17 protein-coding genes are annotated in these 16,142 nt (G+C 49.2%); 13 read left to right on the top strand and 4 right to left on the bottom strand.

The genetic code is table 11. The features are described 5' to 3' along the window. Positions 1-378 precede the first annotated feature (378 nt). The 3 genes from H6624_12740 (at position 379) to H6624_12730 (ending at position 3,722) form a co-directional block, all read left to right on the top strand. Positions 379-1,422, top strand: a complete 1,044-nt coding sequence (locus H6624_12740) for a DUF4325 domain-containing protein (GenBank protein MCB9085212.1) — start codon at positions 379-381, stop codon at positions 1,420-1,422. A gap of 265 nt (positions 1,423-1,687) precedes the next feature. Continuing rightward, complete coding sequence (locus H6624_12735) at positions 1,688-3,184, top strand: S8 family serine peptidase (protein ID MCB9085211.1); 1,497 nt, start codon at positions 1,688-1,690, stop codon at positions 3,182-3,184. Between the two features lie 187 nt (positions 3,185-3,371). Then, on the top strand, positions 3,372-3,722 hold the full coding sequence (locus H6624_12730) for a hypothetical protein (protein ID MCB9085210.1): 351 nt from the start codon (positions 3,372-3,374) through the stop codon (positions 3,720-3,722). Here the strand turns inward: H6624_12730 and H6624_12725 are convergent. Continuing rightward, on the bottom strand, positions 3,719-4,996 hold the full coding sequence (locus H6624_12725; GenBank protein MCB9085209.1) for a cation:proton antiporter: 1,278 nt from the start codon (positions 4,994-4,996) through the stop codon (positions 3,719-3,721). The genes H6624_12730 and H6624_12725 overlap by 4 nt on opposite strands. Before the next feature lie 174 nt (positions 4,997-5,170). Beyond that, positions 5,171-5,698, bottom strand: coding sequence for an SRPBCC family protein (locus H6624_12720; GenBank protein ID MCB9085208.1), 528 nt, complete (start codon positions 5,696-5,698; stop codon positions 5,171-5,173). A 191-nt stretch (positions 5,699-5,889) separates the two neighbouring features. Between H6624_12720 and H6624_12715 the strand changes: the two genes are divergently transcribed. Next, positions 5,890-7,614 carry a GHKL domain-containing protein gene (locus H6624_12715; GenBank protein ID MCB9085207.1) on the top strand — a complete coding sequence of 575 codons (1,725 nt, stop codon included), beginning with the start codon at positions 5,890-5,892 and terminating at the stop codon, positions 7,612-7,614. Positions 7,615-7,715: 101 nt separating this feature from the next. Here H6624_12715 and H6624_12710 read toward each other — a convergent pair whose 3' ends face one another. After that, positions 7,716-8,732 (bottom strand): hypothetical protein, encoded by a 1,017-nt coding sequence (locus H6624_12710; protein MCB9085206.1) that lies wholly within the window; start codon positions 8,730-8,732, stop codon positions 7,716-7,718. A 30-nt stretch (positions 8,733-8,762) separates the two neighbouring features. Between H6624_12710 and H6624_12705 the strand changes: the two genes are divergently transcribed. The 6 genes from H6624_12705 to H6624_12680 all read left to right on the top strand — a co-directional run bounded on the left by H6624_12705 (position 8,763) and on the right by H6624_12680 (position 11,996). Further along, positions 8,763-8,987: a hypothetical protein gene (locus H6624_12705; protein ID MCB9085205.1), complete on the top strand. Its 225-nt coding sequence runs from the start codon at positions 8,763-8,765 to the stop codon at positions 8,985-8,987. A 7-nt stretch (positions 8,988-8,994) separates the two neighbouring features. Beyond that, the gene (locus H6624_12700; protein ID MCB9085204.1) at positions 8,995-9,852 is read left to right on the top strand and encodes a TIGR02147 family protein; all 858 of its coding nucleotides are present in this window, start codon (positions 8,995-8,997) and stop codon (positions 9,850-9,852) included. Between the two features lie 105 nt (positions 9,853-9,957). Next, a complete protein-coding gene (locus tag H6624_12695) occupies positions 9,958-10,407 on the top strand; it encodes a YaiI/YqxD family protein (GenBank protein MCB9085203.1) in 450 nt (149 codons plus the stop codon). A gap of 115 nt (positions 10,408-10,522) precedes the next feature. After that, positions 10,523-10,981 carry a cupin domain-containing protein gene (locus tag H6624_12690; GenBank protein MCB9085202.1) on the top strand — a complete coding sequence of 153 codons (459 nt, stop codon included), beginning with the start codon at positions 10,523-10,525 and terminating at the stop codon, positions 10,979-10,981. A 26-nt stretch (positions 10,982-11,007) separates the two neighbouring features. Then, complete coding sequence (locus H6624_12685; protein MCB9085201.1) at positions 11,008-11,568, top strand: GNAT family N-acetyltransferase; 561 nt, start codon at positions 11,008-11,010, stop codon at positions 11,566-11,568. Next, positions 11,565-11,996 (top strand): GFA family protein, encoded by a 432-nt coding sequence (locus H6624_12680; protein MCB9085200.1) that lies wholly within the window; start codon positions 11,565-11,567, stop codon positions 11,994-11,996. The genes H6624_12685 and H6624_12680 overlap by 4 nt, the downstream gene beginning before the upstream one ends. Here the strand turns inward: H6624_12680 and H6624_12675 are convergent. Continuing rightward, complete coding sequence (locus H6624_12675) at positions 11,993-12,850, bottom strand: LysR family transcriptional regulator (GenBank protein ID MCB9085199.1); 858 nt, start codon at positions 12,848-12,850, stop codon at positions 11,993-11,995. The two genes, H6624_12680 and H6624_12675, sit on opposite strands and share 4 nt — an antisense overlap. Before the next feature lie 27 nt (positions 12,851-12,877). On the opposite strand from H6624_12675, the gene H6624_12670 reads away from it, so the two are divergent. From H6624_12670 to H6624_12660, 3 genes are all read left to right on the top strand, one after another. After that, on the top strand, positions 12,878-13,831 hold the full coding sequence (locus H6624_12670; protein ID MCB9085198.1) for a class I SAM-dependent methyltransferase: 954 nt from the start codon (positions 12,878-12,880) through the stop codon (positions 13,829-13,831). A 7-nt stretch (positions 13,832-13,838) separates the two neighbouring features. Continuing rightward, positions 13,839-14,777, top strand: coding sequence for a carbon-nitrogen hydrolase family protein (locus tag H6624_12665; GenBank protein ID MCB9085197.1), 939 nt, complete (start codon positions 13,839-13,841; stop codon positions 14,775-14,777). Positions 14,778-14,877: 100 nt separating this feature from the next. Continuing rightward, complete coding sequence (locus tag H6624_12660; protein ID MCB9085196.1) at positions 14,878-16,137, top strand: aldo/keto reductase; 1,260 nt, start codon at positions 14,878-14,880, stop codon at positions 16,135-16,137. Positions 16,138-16,142 lie beyond the last annotated feature (5 nt).

Below are 16,142 nucleotides of genomic sequence, written 5' to 3'. Positions count from 1 at the left end.
GTCGGGCCTTTTTGAGCAAGGGGGGGCTTGACCTATAGAACTAGTTGTTTATATCTATCCATATAGTGTTAAATCTGACACCTCGATCCCAGCCTTTGTTTGTGATCGCTCTTTGAATGGCCAATCGGTGGCGAAATCTGGAAAAAATACATAATTCCAATATTTTATGTACTATTGAGGATGGCTTTTGGGGGTTTAATCGGCCTGACTGGATGCTGCCGGGTCGCCGATGAGCAGATAGTTATAAATACTCACACGGACAGTTACCATATATTTAAAACTAGGTCTTAAAATTTAAATAACTAGTTGATAAAAGTGGTCTAGACCGTTATAAATGAGAGTATCGATAGTTACAAAACCGATAAAAGGACTGAGTCAGTGGGTAAAGACAGGGCTGAGAAAATTAGAGAGTTTATCCTGACGTCAGTTGCGCAACATCCCTCTGACCTGGTTGAGGTGGTCGAAAGAAAGTTTGGCGTCACGAGGACGACGGTTCACAGGCACATCAATACACTCATCAACAATGAAAAGCTGATAAAGACGGGAGCAAAAAGGGGGGCAAGGTACTACCTCGCGGGAGCTCTCAACAAGGAGCTTGTGTTCAAAATAGTAGAGCATCCCGAAGAGCACAAAGTCTGGGATGATAGCTTATCGTCGACATTTAAGGGCATAGACAAAGGAGTTGAAGACATCTGCTACTATGGCTTTGGGGAGATCTTTAATAATGCCGTAGATCACTCAGAGGGCAAAAAAATCAAGGTAGATGTCGGAGTTGATGCTGAAAAAATCGAGCTCACAATTACAGACGACGGAATTGGCGTGTTTAGAAAAATTCAGGAATATTTAAACCTGGAGGACATCAGAGAGTCCGTTCTACATTTGATCAAAGGAAAATTTACGACGGCTCCCGACTACCACAGTGGTGAAGGAATCTTTTTTAGTTCCAGAGCTTTTGATGTCTTCACGATATATTCGAACGGCCTATTGTATGTTAGGGATAACTCCCAGGATGATTGGTTTATTGAGGATCGGGAAAATTCTAAGGGTAAAGGCACGATAGTCACAATGGAGATAATGAAGAACTCAAAAAGAGACCTTCAAGATATTTTCGATCACTATCAAAACCCCGAAACCAAAGCCTTCGACAAAACTCATATATTGGTTCAATTTAGTAAGTTGGGTGATGAACGGTTTGTCTCTCGATCTCAGGCAAAAAGAATTCTAAAAGGAATTGAAAAATTCAACCACGTGATTTTGGATTTCAAAGGCATAAGCGCCGTAGGGCAAGCCTTTGTCGATGAGGTTTTCAGGGTTTTCAAAGATTCTCACCCGGAAATCGAAATTGAACATATTAATGCAAATGATGCGATAGAATTCATGATAAAACGGGGACTAAGCACGGCAGAGCTAAATCGAGGATAAAACCTAATTAGGCGGCAACATCCGGACAAAGCCTCTTCAAATTCAATTTTCAAAAACACTTGGTCTGGGGGTGGCACCTCAACTCACGACCTAGACGTCAGGCTAGGTTCGGGCAAAAAAGGTCTAGGTTGTATCACTGGTGATACGGACCAAGGACCCGACGCGCACCTTACTTCAGGGGTTTATCACAAAAAATTTGGCGAAGGACGCTGGACCATGGTTGGATCAGGTGTTCCCATTTTGGAACCACTAAGGAGGGTGGATTATGAATCAAAGATTGATTTTGGCAGTGATAGCACTTTTTTTCGCTAGCGGATCGTTGGCGGGCGAATACATTGTGAAGCAGAAGTCTCAGAAAATGATGACGTTCTCAAACCTGGTGGGACTCAGTGTGATGGAGACTCACTCCGTTGCCGGGCTGACGAAAGTTAATATTGAAGACTCTCAAGAGCAAGAGGCTCTAAAACTTCTCAGACAGAACAGCAACGTTGAGTATGTGGTGAAGAACTTCAAGCTTCGCGCGATCACCACTCCGGTTGAACCCATGGCTCTTAAAAAACAATGGGCCAACGTTAAGGTAAACGCTGAGCAAGCTTGGCAAAAGGCCGGCAACAGAGGTAGCAAGAACGTGATTGTTGCCGTCATTGACACCGGTGTGGATTACAATCACGAATCTCTCCGGGCCAATATGATTCCTGGTTATGACTTTAAAGATAACGACAATGATCCAATGGACATCGTTGGCCGCAACCCCGGACACGGTACTCACTGTACAGGAAGCTTAGGCGCATCTGGCCTGGCTGACGGGGGAATTATCGGTCTGAGCCCTGAAGTCTCGGTTATGCCGATTCGTTTTCTTGGCGCCGATGGCGGTGGAGACCTTATGGCGGGGATCAAGTCCATTGACTACGCCATCGAAAAGGGAGCTCGCGTGATTTCTGCCAGCTGGGGAGCCGCAGTTCCCAGGTCTCAGGCGAAGCCACTTATTGAAGCAGTGGAAAGAGCTGACAAGGCTGGAGTCATTTTTGTGGTGGCGGCCGCCAATGATGGGAAGTCTAACGATCGTACAGATGTGTTCCCAGCCAATGCCAACACGCCCAACATGATCTCGGTTGCAGCCAGTGGAGAGGGTGACAAAAAGCCCAGTTGGTCCAACTACGGTAAGCACACGGTGGACGTAGCGGCTCCAGGTGAAGGCATTATGAGCACCCTTCCCAACAACAAATACGGCAACCTATCCGGAACTTCCATGGCAACGCCATTGGTGTCCGGAGTTGTGGCTCTGCTTTTGGCTCAGGACCCCACCATGACCGGTGTTGAGGTTCGCTCACTGATTCAGTCAACAGCAGCCAAGGTCGGCATTGAAACAGCTTGTGACTGCCGTGTGGATGCCGGAGCGGCAATGACAGCTCTGCTAGACAAAAAGATGTATGTTGTTCCCTTCGCAGAAACTCTTGCAGTTGGCGACAAACTTGCCTTCTCGGCCAGAAACGGCGTAGCACCTTTGACCTTCGCTAGCTCAGACACTGGGGTCGCAACTATCGATGCGAGCGGTATGCTGACTGGTGTGGCAAAGGGTGAAACCACCGTCTCTGTGAAAGACGCTAACGGCAACCAGGCCTCTTCTTACAAGATCTATGTCGGCCAGTCCTCCGGTGGCGGTGGCGGCGGCGGTGGTGGAGGAGGCGATTGTCCTCTCGGCGATCCCGCTCTTTGTGAAGCTCTCTGCCAGATCATGCCCGACGCTCCATTTTGTAAGTAATCGAACACAGATAAACACCGAGCCTCACTTGTTGGTGGGGCTTAAAACAAAAGCGCTTCTTTATAGAGGCGCTTTTTTATTTGGCTGGGTTAGGCACCTAACCGAAAGTGTCGCGCTCATGGAGCGCCATCATGCTCCGTCTAAAAATAGGTCTGGCCCATGGATGATCAACCAGGTAGGATTTCATATGGAAACGATCAAAATAATTAGCACACTTATAGTTATTGGTTTGTTAGTGCCCAAGGTTGGAGCAGTCACCTATGCTGGTCCCGGTGAAATCCCCGTTTATCATGAACGAGATAAGGGCTCGGCCGACTTTCCGATTATTGAAGGTCTTCCTATTGTGAAGATGACTTTTTCGACCAAAGAGGCCGGAGAGAAAAAGGCCACCTTAGAGAAGTGCCAGAACGCTGTCTTTGATGTTGTATCAGAGGTAACTCCAAGTCGGGTCTTTAAAGCCTACTGCCACTTCAAGCCTGATATCGTTCTCAGGGAATACTTCTATTTTGGTGTCATTCAGTTAAAGCCCTGGAACTAGTTGGGACTGGGCTGGGCAGCAGATGCTTTGCCGATACCCAGTCGGTGGGCCCATGCGCTGACCGCAGGTCCTGCAATGATGCTTGAGGCGAGGGCTGCAAATACGATGGCCACGAATACGCGCTGATCAATGAGTTGTAGTTCCATCGCCAGGGCTCCGACAACAATCTCCATGGCTCCACCGGGAACAAACACCAGGCCCATCAGCACTGAGCGGGAATTGTCGAGTTTGCCAAGGAGGGCTCCGATCCAGGCGCCGATGAATTTGCCCCCTACGGCCACGGCCATGAACAAGGCGGTAATTCCAAATTCCATCCCGGTGACAAAATCAATATTGAGCCCGATGGTGGCGAAAAACAGCGGAACAAACACGGCATGTACGGTATCTGAAAAGCTCTGGCGCATTTGATCGCCAACGCCTTTAGCACTACCAACCATGGTGCCGGCTAAGAAAAACCCTAAAATTGCGTGAATACCCAGCCACTGAGTCACGGCTCCACACAGCAGGCCAGCGCTGACAATGAGGGTTTGAAAAGCCATCTCATCTGGAAGGGATGTGCGATGAATGATGCGAGCAGCGGCACTGATCGTGGGAGCACCCACAGCGATACAAATGGCAACAAATCCCAAGGTCGACAGAAAGGTCGTGACCAAATGAATAAAGTCGATGGCATCACCAGTCGAGAGTGAAATAACCACGGTGAACAAAAGCCAGCCGAAGAGATCGTTAACCGCACAGGCAGATAAGGCCAGGCCGCCTTCCTTGGAGCCAGCCAGCCCCAGGTCGCCAAGTGCCCGGGCGACAACAGAGATGGCTGTAATGGAGCCCGCTACCGACAAAAAGAGGGTAAACGAAAGCCCACTCGCGCCTTGGCCGTGATAACTTGGATCTAGTCCCCAGAAGCTGATCACGCCAATTCCTATAGGAACTAATACACCGATGATGCCAATGGAAAGGGCCGTGGTTCCGCTTCGCAAAGCCTGCCTGACGTTTACATGAAAGCCCGATGCCAGTAAGAGGAAAAACACGCCTAACCAGGAGACGGTTTCCAACATGGTGTTTTGGATGTTGTCATGGGGAAAAAGCCAAGTCTGTGCTTCGGGTGCGATCCGGCCAAATACTGTAGGGCCTAAAAGCACACCGGCAATGATTTCTCCAGCAATTGCCGGAATGCGCACCTCTTCACACAACACTCCTAGAGTGCGGGCCAGGGCCAGCAACACCGATACCTGAAGCAGAAACAGCAAAATGTGAGATTCATTAAGGACGTGCACAGGCGAATCTTAGTTGAAGTCGAGTCGAAGTGCCATGGTTTAGGTGTCTATCATCCCTTTTGGATGCGATGGTCAATGGATGCTCGGGATTTCGAGTCCCCGGGTCTTCACCCTACTTCAGATTTGTGTTACGCTTGGAGAATCACCAGGAAAGATGGATTGAAAGCCCGACTGTCAGTTGTTGTTCTCATTCTTGCTCAGTACGTTGTCGATGTTCTTAAGCCCCTGCTCGAATGAGGAAGAGATCATCTTCTTAAAGAACAAGGCTAGGTATCCGCCGATGACTGGGACTGCGACCTTGCCGTCCATTGACCAGTGGACGCGAACTCCGCCTTCAATATCCTGGTACTCAAACCCGGCGGTGGCTCGGGGCCAGCCATCAAACTCCAGGTCGTAGGTGATTCCACTTTCAGGGTCCCATTTCGTAAAGGTCAGACTTCCGTTGCCCGCCTTGCGGCTGGTCCAAATTTGCTTGGCGCCCACTCCACTTGGGCCAATCAGTTCGATCTTCATTCCCGGATCGTCTTCCATCCACGGGCCCCACTCCCGCCAAGTTTCCAGGTTTCCAATGAGGCCGTGAAGTCTCTCCTTGGAATGTTTGAACTCATAAGTCGCAGAGGCCGTGTATTTGTTGGGCAAAAACAATCCACCTACGACTAAAACCAAAACAAGCGCGCCAATGGCAATTAAGACTTTTTTCATAGACACAAGCCTATCGCAAAGTCGGGGAGCTGGCCAGGGCTCGGGTGCCTATCTACTTTTTTGGATGCAAATGGCTATCTGGATTGAGGGGAATTCCACCCTGTTGCCCATCTGCAGTCTAAAAAAGATTTGATAGGCATCTCACACGTCAACTAATTCAACATTGTTTTGTTTTCGTCCGAAACGAAACCATGAATGTGCGCAAAGCGAACATTATTTCCGTATTTTTTGCGACAATGGTCCTGTCGGGCCTTGGATGGCTTGTGCACGCCAATCGCCAGAATCAGCAAGGGGTCCTGGACTCACTGACACAGGCCTTTGAGTATCGGGGCCAGGTGCAAAAGCATCTCTCGACTCAATCACTCGTAGAAAAGCTCATCACTTTACTGGTCCTCAATCACAGCAAAACTGCCAACATTCCCCAGGATCAAATTGCAGAAATGGCCACCTACATCGAAGAGAGACTTAGGGACTCAGAAGGGGAGGTGGATGGGCTTGAGGTCTTGGCAGATATCAAGAATAAGCCCAGTTTGGACCCAGATGATTTTAACAAACGCCTGGTGGCGCTGCAGAATCTAAGCCTCATGTTGTCAGAAAAAGCCAATGCCGTTCAAGAAGCATCGGGAGATGAAGAGGGCCGCCTCATTGGATCCCTTTTTGACAGGAACTGGTCCTTCTTTGGGCTTTATGTGGCTGTCTTGGGCCTCATTGTCTTGTCCTCCTCCCTGTTTCGCCGGAAGGCCCAGGTTGAGGAGGTGGTCGAAACCAGCGAGGTGCTTCACAAGTACCTCCTGGGTCATCTTGGTGAAGCCATTTTGGTTTGTACCGCCAATGGAAAAGTTATTCTCCATAACCGCAGTGCGGAGAAGTTTTTAAATCTCACAACAGAGGAGTTTAAAAACACCAGTATTGACCAGGTGTTTTCGGTCATTGTTCGTGAAGACAAATCTCTGTGTTCATTCCCAGAGAGCAAGATGGGCCCACTCGTTTCCAAAAACATGATCCTTAAGAATTACGTATTTGGCTATGAGATTGGCGGATCTTCGCCACTGAATTGGCTTCAGTTGAACTCCCATCCCTTGCCCCCCAGGCACTTCACTGGCAAGGCGGCATTTATTGTTTCCTTCTCCGACGTGACAGAAAGATACGATCAACAAAGGCGTATTCTGGATCAGCAGGCACAGATTGTGTCGTCGGCAAAGATGGCGGCGCTTGGTGAAATGGCCAGTGGTATTGCTCATGAGATCAATAACCCTTTGGCGGTGATTCAGCTGGATGTCGATGAGCTTTACGACACCTCTAAGCAGATCAAGTCCAAAGAGGGAGAAACAGTCCGATCCATTGCGGAACAGATCGATAAAACCACCGGAAGAATCGCTGATATCATTCGTGGGCTTTTAAGTTTTGCCCGCGAGGACGATACCGACACTCTTGATGAGGTTGACATTATCCAGGTGATCCGGGACACCCTGCAGTTCTGTAAGCACCGACTTCGAGACGGCGGAATTGAATTGCGATACACCTCGCCGGAGGTTCCCATACTTGTAAGGGGACAGGGAACTCAGCTATCCCAGGTTCTCCTCAACTTGTTGGTCAATGCGGCGGATGCCATAGGGAGCTTGCCGGAGAAATGGATTGAGCTTCAAATCCTAGCAGATGCCAGTCGGGTTCAAATTCGAGTGATCGACAGCGGCTCGGGTATCCAACCAGAGATTGCCGAGAAGATCTTTCAGCCTTTTTTCACCACCAAAGATGTTGGTCAGGGGACGGGCCTTGGAATGAGTATTTCCAAAGGAATTATCGAAAACCACAACGGGGAGATCTTCTTAGATCATGCCTGCCCCAATACCTGTTTTGTCGTCAGTCTACCGAGAGATAGTGGATCAAACGATTCAAAAACCTCGTTCGCTGCCTAGGCCTAGGGCAGTGCGGTAACCACGACATCGTCAAAGTAAATGTAGCCGTCAATTAACCCCGGGCTTCCAGTGGAAAAGCGAATAATTGTGTAGGGTGAAATCTAGTTGGAGATGTCGATGCTTTCTGTGGTCATTGAGCCATCTGAGCCCCCTGACAAGACAATAAAAATGGTTGTCCAGGTCACACCATTGTCTTTGGAAATCTCAACTTGAAAGTCCGAAGCCGACAGATAGCCAAAAGCGCTATCTCGGCGCCAGTCAAAGCCCAGGCTGGCAGTGCTTGCGCCAATGAGATTCATCTTTCGTTCTAGACTATAGGTGCCAGTGACAGAGAGGCTATTATCGCCAATACGCAGGCAGTTACCCGAGCTACACTCAACGGGCCCGGGACCGGCTTTGTTGTTGATCTGAACAATGCCCGCCATGGCTCCATCGGCCTCACCGCTCTCAATCCAGTCAGAACTCCAATTAAGGCTTCCGGCACTGAATGAATAATTTAATGCGTTTAATGGGTCTTCAAACGTCCCTGGAAAAGGCCCGCCCGCCAGTATGAGCTCCACGGAATTGGCGACGAATTCACTTTCCAGAGAGTTGGTTACCACAGAAAATTCAAACGAGGCCATCCCGCTGTAGCCGGGAGTACTAGTCAATCCAACTGTGCAAATGCCAGCCAGACAAGAGCAGGCCGTGGACTCGACCAAGTTGGACAGGCTTTGCACCTGACACTCGGAGGCTTCGTCACCATCAGGGTCTGAATAATCCAAGGTCAGAATTTTCTCCACGTCGGTTAGCCACCACAAATTCGAAGTCGCCTGTCCCACTGGCTCCTGATCATTTGTAGAAGAGCTTGAACCACTACTGGCGGAGCTACTCGAGGAGGACGATGAGTCGTCTGTTGTCGCATTGCCACCACCGGCGACGGCCACGGGAGGGTTAGTCGATGGGCCTGGGGAATCAATGCCATTAGATGAATCGCCGGTGGAACTGGGTCCCCTTTGTCCCCCGCGGCCACCAAAACTGCGGTTGGAACCACCACCGCCCTGAAGAAGTTTCTTTACCAGGCGGTTCGGCGTGAGATTCGTACGATCTGGGGGAGTGTCCCGCCCAAAATCGCACAAATTCAGTACTACTACCCGAGAACAATGGTTATGAATCTTCGGGAAGACCAGCCCCAGCAGTATTCTTTTTTGATGATTCATGAGTGGCTATGGGACAGGGTCTGTCGGCAGGAAATTGGTGGGATTTGGCAAACCGACAGTTGCGACGTACACATAGTGCGAGATGTGAATCGTTACTTCCATAGCCAGGACTTTTTTGAGGCCTCTTCTGGTGAGGTTAAGAAACACCTCCATCGATTGGGCTTTTTGTTTTGAGACGAGTATGGATATAAAAAACACAGGGGTACAGCCTCAACAAAACAGAGTGTTCTCATTTAAAGATCTTAGGGAGTTCCTCAGGTGCCACTTTGAAGAGGTCAAACTTCATGATCCATCTTGGAGCTATACGGCTTGGTCAAAAGAGCTTGGCTTGGCTAGCACTTCAGCCCTGACGATGGTAGTTCGTGGGCAAAGGCTGCCGGGCCCGAAGTTTGTTGAGAAGTTGGCTGATTACTTCGACTTTAGCCAGAGCGAGCGAGATTATTTTTTTGATCTGGTGCGCCTGCAGAAGCTGACCGACAACCCTCGTTTGTCAGTTCTGCTCATGGAAAAAATGGAGAAAAAGAGCCTATACAATGGTTATAGCCTACTAGATTCAAAAACATTCTTTGCAACGTCGAACTGGTATCACTTTGCAATTAGAGAGCTGGTTCGTCTCCCCGAATTTCAGGAAAATCCCTATTGGATTGCTGGACGTCTACAGGTCAGGATTGCACCCGAAGTTGCGATGGAAACCCTCACCAGCCTTCTTGAACTGGGTTTGATCTATAGAGACTCTCTGGGTCGTCTTCGGGTGAGTGCTTCCAATGTGGAAACCACATCAGAGGTGGTGGACGAGGGAATCAAGCGATTTCACGAACAAATGATGGAGAATGCCAAAAAATCTGTTCGTGAGGTTAGTATTGATCGCCGCGCAATTAAGGGCGTTACCCTGGCGTTTTCAGAAAGGCAAATTGAGAGGGCGAAGGAGCTCATCAACGAGTTCGAAGATAAGTTTTTGGATCTCCTTGATGATGAGAGGGGAGATGGCATCTACCAGCTGAATATTCAGTTCTTCCCCCTGACCAAATCGCGGGGCTAGAGACCTGGCCAATCCCTAGACAGGTGGTTGCCAACATCCGCTGTCGGGCCTAAGATGAGTCCAAATTGCCTTTAAAAAAACACATTGGCACCCAAGGAGGGCTAATTGTTAGACGTCTTCATTGATGCGGATGGCTGTGCAGTTAAGGAAGAAACCTATAAGGTAGCGGGACGTTATGGGCTCAAAATCTTTGTCGTAGCCAACCAGTATATCAACATACCTCTAGATCCAAACATTCAAATGGAAGTGGTTTCCGGTGGCTTTGATGCCGCCGACGACTGGATTGCTGAGAATATCCAAGAGAAAGACATTCTGGTGACCTCGGACATTTTATTAGCTCAGAGATGCATCGAGAAGAAGGCTCGGGTTTTGGGACCTAAAGGCCGGGAATTGGATGAGGAGAACATTGGCTCGGCTCTGGCTCAGCGCGACCTCAATATTCACCTCCGTGATTTGGGGTCCAAGGGAACGGGACCCAGTGCTATGACGAAGACGGATCGTTCCCAGTTTTTGTCGCAATTGGATCGCATTATTCAGCAGCTAAAGCGGAGTTAGGCGGCGTGATCGAATCAATGAGTTCTCTGTGGGTGCCGGGCGACGTCGCTTGACCTGACAAAGTTCCCAGATACACAATCGAGTCCAATTGTTCAATTTTAGGGGAGAGGTCCAAGTGAGATATTTAGCGGGTTTGTTGTTGGCCTTGTTGGTGACGGGGTGTGCCCATAAGACGATTGGTGTGGTCGATTTCCCTGAGGGTGTGATTCAACATCGGGTGATTGAGGGCGAGATCAAGTGGAAGCCCTGTCCTCCGAATTTGCCCAAAGATTGCGAAATGTTTGTTTTGGAGGGGCATCCCAAGAAGCCCGATATGTTCACGGTGCGCTTTAGGCTCGGAAAGTCATTTGTGATGCCGGCCCACACCCACCCGAAAGACGAACGCGTGACTCTTTTGAGTGGCAAGGCTGCCGTCGGCTTTGGGGTGGACGCAACACTTGAAACCGCCCAAAAATTTGGCCCCGGAGACTACTACATTAACAAGCGAGATGCTGTGCATATTGTATGGGCGCTTGAACCAACAGTGATGCAGATCACAGGCATTGGACCCTGGGAGGCTCACTTCGTGAAGTGAGATAGGCACCCTACAGGATTTGTGGCATGAAAGTTCGGAAACTTCCGGAAGAAATTGTGGCCGAAAGAGTTGCGCTCAGAAGGCACTCTTTGGAAACGGCTCAAACAATGTTTGAGTACGTGGATTCCGATAGGGCCCGATTGGGCGAGTTTTTGCCCTGGGTTGAGTACACGCAGACCCTTGAGGACGAAATTGGTTACATAAAAATGACTCACGAGAAGTGGGCCGAAGGCACTTTGTTCGATTACAGCATCTTTAAGCTGGGTAGTGGGGAGTACATTGGCAATGTCGGCCTTCACTCGATCTCCTGGGAAAATGCCAAATGTGAAATTGGTTATTGGATCTTGGGAAAGTTCGAAGGCCAGGGGCTCATGTCGGCGGCGGTACAGGCATTGGAAACCATCTGCTTTCAGATTGGCTTTAATCGTGTTGAAATCCGCTGTTCTTCGCTCAATCTGAAGTCAGCCGGAGTTCCCAGGCGACTTGATTACCATCTCGATGGAACTCTTAGAGAAGACTCTGCCGAAAATGGCAGGTTTCGTGACACTTTGGTTTTTTCAAAACTGAAACGAGAAGTAAAAAAATGAATGAATATACTGGGGGCTGTCTTTGCGGTGCTGTTAAATATAAAGTACAAGGCCCCATCAAGTTTGTGGCCCACGATCACTGCTCCATTTGCAGGCGGGCCCATGGTGCAGCCTTTGTTACCTGGTGTGGCGTGAAGTCAGAGGCGGAGCAGTTTCAAATGATCTCCGGTGCTGACCAGCTCACCTGTTATAAATCTACCATGGAGGCCGAGCGCCAATTTTGTAGTATCTGTGGCAGCCAATTGTTTTTTCGCTCTACAAACTGGCCCGGGGAAGTTCATTTTACTAGAGCCTCAGTAGATCAAGAGATGGCGGAGCAAGCCAAGGCTCACGTTTACTATAGTGATCGCGTCAAGTGGCTCGATTGCAGAGATGATCTTCCCAAGTATGGCGGTGACACCGGCATGGAGCCTTTGGGTTTAGGCTAAGCAAACAGGTGTTTGTAATTTTGGATCTCGCTCTCCATAAAACTTTTAAATTCCCTGATTTTGACGGTGTTTTTTAGATCCGGATGATAGAGAAGCCAAAGGCCAATTTCGTCATCGGAGTTTGGTTCCATGAATCGCTCAAGCTGGGGATCGCTGTCGCCCATAAAGCAGGGAAGAAAACTAAGCCCCATGCCTTCACGAATCGAGGCCAGGGTGAGAATGGTGTCGTCACTGTAGAAGTTAAAAGTGCGGTTGCCACACTCACGCTTGGTCCACGTTTTGTGGAAGTTGCAGCAGGTGACGCCGATCCATTCCGGATCATGGCCAGCCTGTTTGCATTGCTTAAGGTACTCTTTGTTGCCATAGACCGCTGAGGCGACGGTCACCAGTCGAGTCCCAATCAGGGTGTCTGGTGGTTCATTGGTTAGGCGAATCGCGACATCAGCTTCACGTTGATAGAGGCTCAGGTATTGATTAGACACGTTGATGTGTAACTCCACATCGGGGTGTTTTTCACAGAATTCTTTAAAGATAGGCATCAAAACAGTTGAGGCCACGTTATTCAGAGTTGCCACCCGAAGAGGACCAGAGAGTTTGATCTCGTCATCCAATACCTGGTCGACTTCAAAAATCTCATTTTCAATTCGTTGAGCGATGGCCTTTAGCTGCTCTCCGGCCGGAGTGAGTTCATACCCGCCTTGTATCCGCTCCAAGAGCCTAGTCTTAAGTCGTTGCTCCAGGGCACGAATACGGCGTGAAACTGTGGAATGTTGAACATCCAGCTTCCGGGCCCCTGAGCTGATCGAGCCTGTCTTAGCTACGGCGAGAAAAAACCTTAGATCGTCCCATTGCATCGATAATCCGCCCATTTTTGTGCAAAAATGCACATCTGCTTTCGATATTTGGCCAATTGTCAGCAAAAATCAACAGCTTATACTGGGAAAGTCGCTAACGAACAAAGGAGATCAAAAGTGAGCACACCTAATACCTTTAACCCCCAGGCCTTTAAAACCACCACCCGAACCCAATGGAACTCAGCCGCTGAGGCCTGGCACCGGTGGGGACCCCTCTTGTCCAGATGGCTTGGCCCTGCGACTCAAACAATGTTTGATCTCTGTGATCTTAATGAGGGCAAGCGGGTTTTGGATGTGGCTGCCGGAGCTGGTGAGCAAAGTGTCGCCGCCGCCAAAAGGGTAGGGTCTGAGGGTTATGTCCTTGCAACTGACTTGTCACCTAAGATTCTTAAGTTTGCCAAGTCTTCGGCTCGTCTTGAGGGATTAAATAATCTCGATGTGATGGAGATGGACGGTGAGCATCTGGCAGAACTAGAGACAGAACTCTTTGATGCGGTGATATCTAGAGTGGGACTTATATATTTTCCCGACCAACAAAAAGCGCTTCAAGGTATGAGAAAGCAACTCAAAGAAGGTGGAAAGATTGGGGCGGTCGTCTACTCGACTGCTGAAAAAAATGGTTTCTTTTCCCTGCCGGTATCGATTATTCGCAAAAGGGCAAATCTGCCCGCGCCACTTCCCGGACAACCTGGTCCCTTTAGTTTGGGAAACAAAGAGGTTCTTAAAAAGGCCTTTGTCGATGCTGGTTTTAAAGACGTAAAAGTCGTGGCCATTGATGCCCCTGTGCGCCTTTCGTCGGCAGCTGAGTGTTTGCAGTTTGAACAGGAGTCATTTGGAGCCTTACATCAAATGTTATCCTCAGCTTCGGACGTGGAAAAAGATGATATTTGGCAGGAAATCGAAGATCAGCTGCGACAGTTCGAACAGGGTGGCCGATTTGAAGGACCTTGTGAAGTCTTAGTTGCTGTGGGAACAAAGTGAGGTCCAAATGAAGAAGCTAGCAATTGTTCAAAGTCCACCAGTGTTGCTTAATCTCGCGCGTACCATAGAACAGGTCTGCGATCAGATAGCTGAGTCTGCGCGCAATAGCGCGGACTTGGTGATGTTTCCCGAAGCCTATTTGCCTGGGTATCCATCCTGGGTTTGGCGTCTCAAGCCGGGTGGGGATATGGGAAAATCCAAGGATCTTCACCATCGCCTATTTGAAAACTCAGTTGACCTTGGCAAGGATGGGCTCGGCAGGATCCAAAGAGCAGCAAAACAAAGTGGTATTACTGTGGCCGTTGGTTTTCATGAAATCAACTCCGAGGCCAGCGGATCAACTCTTTACAACTCATACGCGATCATTTGTCCGGAGGGTAATATCTTAAACGTACATCGAAAATTGATCCCTACCAATCCAGAGCGCATGGTTTGGGGCTGGGGAGATGCCAGAGGACTAAACGTTGTTCAGACTCCTGCAGGTAAAATCGGCACTCTGATCTGCTGGGAAAACTATATGCCTTTGTCCCGCTACGCTCTTTACGCCCAAGGCGTTGAGCTTTATCTGGCTCCGACTTGGGATTGTGGTGAATCATGGTTGGGAACTCTAAGACACATTGCCCGCGAGGGTGGATGTTGGGTGGCAGGTTGCTCAACTGCGATTCAGGCAAAGGATATTCCCGAAGATGTGCCCCACAGAAACGAAGTCTTTCCTGATCCAGAAGACTGGCTATCCAATGGCGATGCGGTTCTCTACCGGCCATTTGGTCCCGAGGCTGCAGGCCCCATGAATAAGGAAAAAGGAATTCTCTATTCCGAGTATGATTTGGGCGCCGTCATCGATGCCCGAAGATCCATGGATATTGGTGGTCACTATTCCCGTCCCGATCTGTTCAAATTAGAAATCAACAAATCGGAGTTAAATCCCATCAGTTGGATCAAGTAGGCCGATAACTTTTTCAGCGGTCACGGGCCCTGTTGCGGAGCTTGGGAACTAGGAGTAAATCTACTCTCATTAAGTGGGTGACTTCAACCGGGGTTTAATCATGAGATTGCGTTTGTTTTCTTTGGTCCTCAGTGGACTAGTTTCCTCAGCCTCTTTGGCCATGGAGTATGTGAAGATCTGTCGGGCCGAGAACGACTGTAAGAACTTCTCCCGCTTGGTTATGGGTACTGATCATTTGATTCAGGGCGGTTGGGTGCATCCAGGTTGGCCCGAGTACTCCGACGCCAAGGCTTTTGAAGTTTTAGATCACGCAGCCGACTTAGGGATTAACTTCTTTGATACATCGCCTATCTACGTGGGCGGTGTGGAGTATCGCCTTGGCAAGTGGAGAGAGCAAAGGCGAAAGCAACATCCCTCAAAGGATATTTACGTCCTTTCAAAGGGTGGATTTCCCTTCGACCTGTTTTGGTCGCAAAATTTTCCACCCGGTAGCCACTCGGCAGAGCTCAGGCAAGCTCTGAGCCTCATTAAGCAAGGTGACTATCCTGCTGGGACCTACGCCAGTAGGCTTTTTGGCGACTCTGGGCAAATTGTTGAGCGGGTGAGTGAGGAGATGGGCCACACCCTTAATAACCTCAACGGCGAAGTCACTGTTTATCTCATGCACCGAGATGACGGTGATGCGGTGGAATTTGACCCAGTCAAACGGAAGAAAACACCAGTCAAAACAATCATGGAGTCCCTGTCAGATAGCCGAATCCGCAGCAAGGCGTGGATGATGGGTTGGTCAAACTGGGTGGCGGATAGGGTTGACCAATCCGTGCAGATCAGCCGAGCTCAGCCCAACTTGATACGCCCAACTATTAACAGCCCCTATTTTTCTTTGTTTGAAATGAGCAAAAGATCCATCCATGCTTTGGGAGTACAAGTCACCCATCAAGAAATGATGGATCCCAACTTCCAAAAAGGAATCAAAATCATGCCCTATTCTCCTCTTGGCGGCTTCAGTATTTTGGACAAGCCGGCCCCGCAGTGGGAGAACGCCAAGGCCCATGCTTATGACAAATTCCTTAAAGGTGACCCCTATTGGAAGAATGTCTACCACTCGATCTTTACATCCGAAAATGAAGCTCGATGGCATCGGGTCGTCACTTTTACTGAAGTGTTTAATCAAAAATATGGAACCAGTTATACCGTTGATCAGATGCTCAACGCCTATGTGCTGGCCCATCCAAGAACAGACTTGTTAGCGATCGGTCCGATTACCAATGAGCAGACCGACCGAACGGTGCGGTCGATCGATCTTTCTAAACAATTATCTCCCCAAGACCTGGAATATCTGTACTCGGGGTCAAAATAATCTTT

It is taken from the genome of Pseudobdellovibrionaceae bacterium, from assembly GCA_020635075.1.
Classification (GTDB): domain Bacteria; phylum Bdellovibrionota; class Bdellovibrionia; order Bdellovibrionales; family UBA1609; genus JADZEO01.
Note: the sequence above shows the minus strand (reverse complement) of the source record. Positions and strands in the feature narration are given on the sequence as shown.

Excerpts from the sequence above, each read along its gene's own strand:
- H6624_12735 (MCB9085211.1), top strand. The coding sequence starts at position 1,688 with ATGAATCAAAGATTGATTTTGGCAGTGATAGCACTTTTTTTCGCTAGC.
- H6624_12730 (MCB9085210.1), top strand. The coding sequence starts at position 3,372 with ATGGAAACGATCAAAATAATTAGCACACTTATAGTTATTGGTTTGTTA.
- H6624_12720 (MCB9085208.1), bottom strand. The coding sequence starts at position 5,698 with ATGAAAAAAGTCTTAATTGCCATTGGCGCGCTTGTTTTGGTTTTAGTC.
- H6624_12715 (MCB9085207.1), top strand. The coding sequence starts at position 5,890 with ATGAATGTGCGCAAAGCGAACATTATTTCCGTATTTTTTGCGACAATG.
- H6624_12705 (MCB9085205.1), top strand. The coding sequence starts at position 8,763 with ATGAATCTTCGGGAAGACCAGCCCCAGCAGTATTCTTTTTTGATGATT.
- H6624_12700 (MCB9085204.1), top strand. The coding sequence starts at position 8,995 with ATGGATATAAAAAACACAGGGGTACAGCCTCAACAAAACAGAGTGTTC.
- H6624_12685 (MCB9085201.1), top strand. The coding sequence starts at position 11,008 with ATGAAAGTTCGGAAACTTCCGGAAGAAATTGTGGCCGAAAGAGTTGCG.
- H6624_12680 (MCB9085200.1), top strand. The coding sequence starts at position 11,565 with ATGAATGAATATACTGGGGGCTGTCTTTGCGGTGCTGTTAAATATAAA.
- H6624_12675 (MCB9085199.1), bottom strand. The coding sequence starts at position 12,850 with ATGCAATGGGACGATCTAAGGTTTTTTCTCGCCGTAGCTAAGACAGGC.
- H6624_12670 (MCB9085198.1), top strand. The coding sequence starts at position 12,878 with ATGCACATCTGCTTTCGATATTTGGCCAATTGTCAGCAAAAATCAACA.
- H6624_12665 (MCB9085197.1), top strand. The coding sequence starts at position 13,839 with ATGAAGAAGCTAGCAATTGTTCAAAGTCCACCAGTGTTGCTTAATCTC.
- H6624_12660 (MCB9085196.1), top strand. The coding sequence starts at position 14,878 with ATGAGATTGCGTTTGTTTTCTTTGGTCCTCAGTGGACTAGTTTCCTCA.